The sequence below is a fragment of the Nitrospirota bacterium genome, assembly GCA_040756155.1.
Classification (GTDB): Bacteria; Nitrospirota; Thermodesulfovibrionia; order JACRGW01; family JBFLZU01; genus JBFLZU01.
On the sequence record JBFLZU010000055.1, the window covers coordinates 1 to 7281 of the forward strand.

General features: G+C 39.2%; 10 protein-coding genes. 6 read left to right on the forward strand and 4 right to left on the reverse strand.

The window, feature by feature from the left end; translation table 11 throughout:
• Positions 1-217: 217 nt before the first annotated feature.
• Positions 218-820 carry an HAD family phosphatase gene (locus AB1488_05590; protein MEW6409569.1) on the reverse strand — a complete coding sequence of 201 codons (603 nt, stop codon included), beginning with the start codon at positions 818-820 and terminating at the stop codon, positions 218-220.
• 1081 nt (positions 821-1901) lie between these two features.
• On the opposite strand from AB1488_05590, the gene AB1488_05595 reads away from it, so the two are divergent.
• Genes AB1488_05595 through AB1488_05605 form a run of 3 tightly spaced genes read left to right on the forward strand, consistent with a single transcriptional unit; the run spans position 1902 to position 3425 of the window.
• The gene (locus tag AB1488_05595) at positions 1902-2207 is read left to right on the forward strand and encodes a hypothetical protein (protein MEW6409570.1); all 306 of its coding nucleotides are present in this window, start codon (positions 1902-1904) and stop codon (positions 2205-2207) included.
• A gap of 2 nt (positions 2208-2209) precedes the next feature.
• The gene (locus tag AB1488_05600) at positions 2210-2836 is read left to right on the forward strand and encodes a transglycosylase SLT domain-containing protein (GenBank protein MEW6409571.1); all 627 of its coding nucleotides are present in this window, start codon (positions 2210-2212) and stop codon (positions 2834-2836) included.
• Positions 2829-3425 carry a hypothetical protein gene (locus AB1488_05605; GenBank protein MEW6409572.1) on the forward strand — a complete coding sequence of 199 codons (597 nt, stop codon included), beginning with the start codon at positions 2829-2831 and terminating at the stop codon, positions 3423-3425. The genes AB1488_05600 and AB1488_05605 overlap by 8 nt, the downstream gene beginning before the upstream one ends.
• A gap of 62 nt (positions 3426-3487) precedes the next feature.
• Here the strand turns inward: AB1488_05605 and AB1488_05610 are convergent, their stop codons facing one another.
• Positions 3488-4654, reverse strand: a complete 1167-nt coding sequence (locus tag AB1488_05610; GenBank protein ID MEW6409573.1) for a DegT/DnrJ/EryC1/StrS family aminotransferase — start codon at positions 4652-4654, stop codon at positions 3488-3490.
• Positions 4655-5024: 370 nt separating this feature from the next.
• On the opposite strand from AB1488_05610, the gene AB1488_05615 reads away from it, so the two are divergent.
• Positions 5025-5378 (forward strand): helix-turn-helix transcriptional regulator, encoded by a 354-nt coding sequence (locus AB1488_05615; GenBank protein MEW6409574.1) that lies wholly within the window; start codon positions 5025-5027, stop codon positions 5376-5378.
• Between the two features lie 331 nt (positions 5379-5709).
• On the opposite strand, the gene AB1488_05620 is transcribed toward AB1488_05615, so the two are convergent.
• Together AB1488_05620 and AB1488_05625 are read right to left on the reverse strand one after the other, a co-directional pair.
• On the reverse strand, positions 5710-6033 hold the full coding sequence (locus tag AB1488_05620; GenBank protein MEW6409575.1) for a type II toxin-antitoxin system PemK/MazF family toxin: 324 nt from the start codon (positions 6031-6033) through the stop codon (positions 5710-5712).
• The gene (locus tag AB1488_05625) at positions 6020-6250 is read right to left on the reverse strand and encodes an addiction module antitoxin (protein ID MEW6409576.1); all 231 of its coding nucleotides are present in this window, start codon (positions 6248-6250) and stop codon (positions 6020-6022) included. Before AB1488_05625 ends, AB1488_05620 begins: the two co-directional genes overlap by 14 nt.
• A 242-nt stretch (positions 6251-6492) precedes the next feature.
• Between AB1488_05625 and AB1488_05630 the strand changes: the two genes are divergently transcribed.
• Both AB1488_05630 and AB1488_05635 read left to right on the forward strand, forming a co-directional pair.
• Positions 6493-6771, forward strand: coding sequence for a toxin (locus AB1488_05630; protein MEW6409577.1), 279 nt, complete (start codon positions 6493-6495; stop codon positions 6769-6771).
• A complete protein-coding gene (locus AB1488_05635; protein MEW6409578.1) occupies positions 6768-7046 on the forward strand; it encodes a CopG family antitoxin in 279 nt (92 codons plus the stop codon). The genes AB1488_05630 and AB1488_05635 overlap by 4 nt, the downstream gene beginning before the upstream one ends.
• Positions 7047-7281: the final 235 nt, after the last annotated feature.

Genomic DNA, 7281 nt, shown 5'->3' on the forward strand with positions numbered 1-7281 from the left:
CAGGAAATCTTATATCACTATTGTGGAAAAAGTGGGGAATTACTTTGATACTAACTGGGGAATTATTCTGATACCAGGTGGGGAATTATTTTGATACTAACTGGGGAATTTCGCTGATACTCGACATATGACATTTTCAATAATATCTGTAATAAAAACATATCGGATTTATATAATTCTGTCAATCAGTTTTCTCATTGGAGTTTTGATTTTAGTGTTAATCTGTTTTTATTGAGAATAAAGATAATTCTTTTTTAATCTGATCTGGACTTTTGAATAGGATTGTATTTATTCCCACTATCTTTGCGCCGTTTATATATTCTTCTTTGTCATCTATAAATATTACTTCTTCTGGTCGTAAATCCAGTCTTTCTAAAGTTAATTCATAAATCCTTTTTTCTGGCTTTCTTATTCCTTCGATACAGGAAAATATAAGCACATCGAACATATTATATCCTTGCTCATAAAAATATTTCATAGCGGGAATCTCAGTATTTGACAAAAGTCCAATTTTATAGCCATTGTTATGCAGTGAGGAAGCCAAGGAAAACATTTCTTTCTTTGGAGAATATACTTTTCTAAATGCATCGCCCCATAAAGATTGTCTATCTGGCTTCTGGATATTTAATTCAGAGCAAACCATTTCCCAGAATTTGTCTTCTGAGATTGTTCCTCTGTGAAAAACAGATTCAAATTTTTGATAAACTTTACTAAATTCTTTATCTGATGAGCCTAAGGTTTTGGCACAATATGCAATAAGTCCAGATGCGGGGTTATCTATTAGAACACCTCCCCAATCAAAAATAACTGCTTTGATCATTTTAATGAAACTCTCTTTATCCTATCTTCATCTCCACTTTAAAAGTCTTTATAATCTTATTTTACCACCCACCAGAAAGCCCCACTCTTTGGGCGGGGATGAATAGGTTAGATGAAAGTTATTCCCTTTAACAAAGCCCCACCCTTTGGGTGGGGTGGTTTACTTTGTCATAAATCTCCGCACCTTTTCAAGCTATTTATGGTGAGGGCTGTCTCTTTGTCACATTACTGAAATCATTACTTATAGAGTTACCGAATAGCCTTCCACAGACTTACTGAGTCTCGTAACATATTGTAAATACGGCAGAGAGTCTTAATGTCTTAAAAATTATTTCCAAATTCTTATTACCGATAACAATACCCATTTTAAAAATTGCATTTTCAAATTGTATCAATTTTTTCTCTTGACAAGTCAATAAATATATGATATTGAAATATTATCTTATAAATGATTTTTTTATCAGTCTTGATTCTGCAGATGAAGGCATAAAGCCGAAAGGTTTTTGTCTTGTCTGATTCTCCATTCCTCATAAGTCCCAACAAACATAAAACTTTTAATTAATAGACTACACTTTTTCGCTCCACCCTCGCTAATGCACCATTCTAATCGTCATTCTTAGCCCTTCATATACTGTTATCCTTTCACTTTCTGTCATTCTGAGCGTAGCGAAGAATCTCGTATATTTGCTCAGGACATACTACGTGAAGAATCTTATATTCGTGTTCAGGTTAAACTCTGCGAAGAACCCCTGAGATTCTTCGTCGCATCGCTCCCCAGAATGACCTTTAAACCTGAATAATACAAATATTTCACAGGGCGGGACTTGGAGTCCCGAATTGGTAGACAACGGACTTTATGTCCGTTGATTCTTTCTAAATTCAACGAGGTTAAACCTCGTTGTCAACCAAATTTAACGAAGCATTAAATGGGGGACGTCTCGTCTCCTAATCCTTAGGTATCTCAGGGACTCTCTGAAAGGAGGTGAGATAAGAGGGTAAACCTCGTTGTCTACCAAATTCAACTTTTAGGGCAGAGGGGCTTTTGCCTCTCTGCCCTTCTTTTTTTAAAGGAGGTGAATAAGATGTTTGAAAGACTCTGGTCTGCACTTAAACGGACTAAGCTCTCGTGGCTGCTCCTTGTTGTCCCGATGTTTGCATTCGGAAAATTCAAAGACATCCAACTCTTTGCATATAAACTCTCTCTCGTAGGTGTTGCTGTGATAATAGCCCACTTCATCCGCTCTGAGTTGTTTCCCTATGTCGATCTACAGAAAGAGATGAGGCTATCTGTGAAGAGCATAAGGCATGCGGCGAGGTTTTTAGGTGTCTGCATACTTATCGGACTGCTGATGTACTCCATTATCAGCGGACTTACAGGAGGGCTGTAAGGATGGAAGAAAATAATAAAACAGGATTAAGGATTAAAGGATTAAGGGGTAAGTTTATCCCTTTAATCCTTATCCCTTTAATCCTTACCCCTTTAATTGCTAAGGCTGATATCCCAATTCTTGCAAGAAAGCTCAAGCCTCTGGTTATCAGAGAAGTGAGGTATATCTGGGGTAAGGAACAGGATGTAAGTTATTTCATGGCGCAGATACATCAGGAATCGGGTTGGGAGATGAAGGTTGAATCGATTAAAGGTGCTAAAGGGTTAGCACAGTTTATGCCTTCAACCGCCAAATGGATAAGTGAACTTTATCCTGCAGCCCTGGGTGAGAATAATCCCTTTGATCCGTACTGGGCAATAAGGGCACTTGTGAGATACGACAGGTGGCTTTATGAGAGGGCATACTTTGCCCGCGAGGAAATAGAACGGTGGGGATTTCTCCTCTCAGGATATAACGGAGGCTGGAGGTGGGTTATCAGAGACAGGATGTATGCTGAGGAGAAAGGTGCAGATAAAAACAAGTGGTTTGGACATGTGGAGAGGCATTCAAAGAGGAATAGAGTCGCTTTTAAAGAGAACAGAAACTACCCGAGGGCAATTCTGTTCAAATGGAGGAGATTGTATGAATAAAAGAAGTTCAAAACTCAAAACTCAAAATTCAAAGTTTGAAGTTAAAAGTTTAAGGCTAAATTTCAAAAAAATCGGGATCGTCACACTCATACTGGTAGTTCTTTATGTGGCTCTCTGGGGGTGGTATAGACCTTCAGGGGTCTACGAAAACTACATTCCTGTGAAGGTTCCTAAATACATCCAGAGGATAAAGACAGTGGAGGTTCCTGTTGAAAAAGTTGTAGCTCTTGAGAAGAAAGAAGTAGCAGATAAACTTGGATTACCGAAATCGGTGGAAGGAAATCCTGAAAAGCAGGTATTGACTGCAGGAGAGGTGCCACCCCATGAGGGGAAGACTACAGTTACAGCGGTAATGGATACTAAGACCGGTATCACCCAATTGCTCCAGAGACAGGAGAGACCTCCCTTGATAGCTATGAGGAATGAATTTGAGATCGGCATAGATTATGGCATAGGAAACAGGGCAAACTTCCAGTTATTTGCCAATTATGATGCCATAAGAATCGGAAAGGTGCATCTTGGACTTCACGGGCAGATAAATCAGAGGGGGGATTACATGGCATCGGTTAGATTAAGTTATAGGTGGTAAGCTCTAAAGGATTGAAGGGATAAGGATTAAAAGGATAAGCTTAATCCTTATCCCTTACCCCTTTAATCCTTTGTTTCTGTCACTGTCTCAATAACTGCATCTATCACATTACTCACATCTTTCTCTGACATCGTTGGATGTATAGGTAGTGATATCGCACTTTCATATAACTTCATGGCATTAGGAAAATCTTCCAGGATATATCCGTATGTATCTCTGTAATATGGGTGAATGTGAAGTGGCATACAGTGGATGAAGGCATCGATGTTTTTAGCAGTAAGAGTCTTTATAAATTCATCTCTGTTAATCTTGAGCCTATCGAGATCAAGTAGGATTATATAAAGATGCCAGCTATGCTGGACCTCTGAATCCACATGGGGAGTCTTTATTTCAGGTATCTCTTTGAATGCTGCATTATATATCATTGCGATATTATTTCTTTTTCTGTGGAGGTCATCGCATCTTTTTAACTGGTGTATACCTATGGACGCATATATGTCTGGAAGCATATATTCATAGCCCGGATAGCGAATTTCATAGCGCAGATTTCTATTTATTCCATGCTGCCTCATCATCTTTATTCTTTCAGCGAATTTTTCATTCTCGGTAGCAATCATTCCTCCTATTGATTCCAATGGATTATTTAAAGGATAAAACCCGAAACAGGTAATATCTCCAATTGTTCCCACCATTTTCCCTTTATATCTGGATGGCAGTGCGTGTGATGCATCCCCTATCACATGCAATCTGTAATGCATAGCGATCTCCATTATCCTTTCCATGTCGCAGGGATGACCTGCATGGTGGACAGGGATTATCGCCCTTGTTTTATGAGTAATATGCTCTTCTATCTTATCAGGATCAATGTTAAAAGTATCGAGATTGCAGTCAATAAATATAGGGACTGCCTTGAAATATGTTATAACTGCTGCCGTAGGTGGTAAGGTAAATGGTGAGGTAATAACCTCGCCCCCTTCTTTTAATCCGATTGCATCCAATGCAAGGTGAAGCGCCGCTGTATATGAGTTGACCGCAATGCTATAACTGCATCCTATGTATCTTGCAAAATCCTGCTCAAGTCTGAGGGGTTTTTCGCCGTTTTCTAAATTTGGAAGGTTTTTCAATCTTTTTGTTTTCATCACCTTCTCTATCTTTTTTCTTTTTCTTATACTTTTTACATGAAGTGTTGCATTGCCGTAATGGAAGGTCACATTTATTGAAGTTCTCACAATTCAACAGGACCATTAAATATTCCTTTTTTTGTCCCTATATACACTTAATGGTTGTATTTGTCAAGGATAAAATGCTCCTAACATGTTGTATTTTAAAAATAATCCGCTCTCCGAATACCATTTTTATAGTTGGTTTACTATTTATTGAGTGTATTGTTTCTGATTTATACACTTCAAGAATGGTAGAAAATGGCATATTGATATGATAGGCTTGATTACAAGTTTTACCCCGCACCCAGAAAGCCCCGCCTTTTAGGCGGGGTAAAAAATATAGCAAGGGTGGGGTTTAAAGCCCCACCCGCTCAGTCCTCGCACCCCGCGAAAGTGGGGTGCGGGGTTTACATTGTAAGGATGAAGAAAATTTGCTATGAGAACGAGTAAAGAGATTGGAGAGAGGATAAAGAAAAGGAGAAGAGAACTCCGAATGTCCCAGGAGAAGCTGGCTGAGAAACTCGGTGTGACATATCAGCAGGTTCAGAGATATGAAAAAGGAACTAACAAACTCAATGCCGAGAAACTACAGCAAATTGCAGAGATACTCCTTGTACCCTTATCATATTTTTTTAGTGACCTACCAGAAGGAACTATCTTAGAAGAGCAGACTGCCTATTTACCTGCCGATGAAGGGATGCTTCTGAATTACTTTCGCAGGATAAAGAGCGAAGAGATTAAACAAGTTGTCCTTAAGGTCGCAGAACTCGCCTCAGAAGGTAAGGTTTAGTTTTTCTTGACAAAGAAACCTAACCGGATCCCCAAAAAGTCTTTTTGGACTTTTTGGGGTGCCTCCTTATTTCTGCAATCTTAAACTTGATAATTCCTTTATCCAAACACTGTTTGGTTATTAGTAATTGGAATTTATTTGAAATTTAGGATTTGGTTATTGGAAATTTCACAGTGGATTCCTGCCGGAGTTTACCCCTGCGGAAGCAGGGGCAGCCCCGTATTTAATACGGGGGACAGGTAACGGCAAGGCTAACCCGCACGGGCAACCACCTTGATGCAAAACCATCAGAGGCTAATCTGTGTCGGGTCGAGCCGGTGTTAGCCCTTTTCTAATAAATATCTAATTGTATTTTAATCGCCTCGCCAATCCTGAGCATATCTTCTTCTGAAAGTACACCTGCACGTTTAAAAAGTCTCAACTTGCTTACAGTAGCCAGTTGATCGGCCATGGCCTTGCTTTCTTTACCGTCAAAAATGACAAGTGCTTCACTAGGATACAGGCGATCTGTCTTGCTGGTTAGAGGAACAACTTGAACTCGATTGAGGAACTTATTTGACGCATCATTACTTACGATGACAGCAGGGCGTTTCTTTCTAATTTCCCCACCAACGGAAGGATCAAAATTAACCCACCAGACTTCACCTCTCTTCATGGGCTATGTCCTTAAAAGTTGTTTCTGCCCAATGCAAGGCTTCTGCTTCTCTCTTTTTGTCTTTTGACATTTGGGAGTATGCCAATTCCAGATTTGGGCGAACTACGTGCGGGCGAACCAATTCCTCAACAAATTTGCTGATCTTGCGGGGGCCGATGGCCTTATGAAGACCTTCATAAACTTCCTCATCTATGGTTATGGTCAACTTTTTTTGCATTGAAATCCTCCTTTCTATATACGTGTAGTATACGTATTAATTATGGATATGTCAATGGCCTGGTAATTATTAGGTAATTATTAGGGACAGCCTGACAGTCCCCTTTTTAATCCATTTTAATCTTGATCGTTCCATCAGACACAGCATCTCAATGCACTGCATTTTCGTGGGCACCAAAAAATGATTTGACACAAACAGAAATCATTGTTATTCTATAACAAGAAGACAATAGGCACACACTAATGAAATATTTTGACTGGAATGATGAGAAGAATGAAATGCTCAAGAAAACACGGGGCGTATCTTTTGAGCAGGTTGAATTGGCAATAGCATTAGGCGACTTGATTGATCGACTAAAACATCCAAATTCGGCAAAATATCCGAACCAGAAAGTTTTTCTTGTTAAGATCGACAATTATATCTATTCAGTGCCCTATGTTGAGGATAACGAAAAAATATTCTTGAAAACGATAATACCAAACAGCAAAGCAACAAAAAAGCATTTTGGAGGCAAAAAATGAAAAAGGCAGCATACATGGATAAAGACGAGATGGAATTAGCAAGATCACTTGAAAATGAAGAATGGGTTTCAGATCTTACCAAAAAGGAAAAGAAACAATACGAGGAATATGCACGCTGTAGTCTCAATAAGCAAAAGAGGATAAACATCCGAATGAGTGAACGGGATTTAAAGAAAATCAGGGCAAAGGCAATCGAAGAGGGCATACCGTATCAATCCCTTATCTCGATGCTGATTCATAAATACAACGAGGGCAAAGTATCAATTAGCCGATAAATAGCCTAACAAAAAAATCCAGCGGATGGCTTACAGCTACCGCTGATTTAAGTCGTTTTGTCTGTAGAAAAAGTCCTCAAACAGGGTCCTGAACGGGGTCAAATCTTGACAGCCTGTTGAAAAACTCTCCTAAAAACGCTTCACATTGATATCTCAAAGTGCTAGACTATTGCAATTTCAAATTTAAGGAGGTGCAATGTTAGGAGAAAAACAGAGAACAGAGCCGATGTTCTAC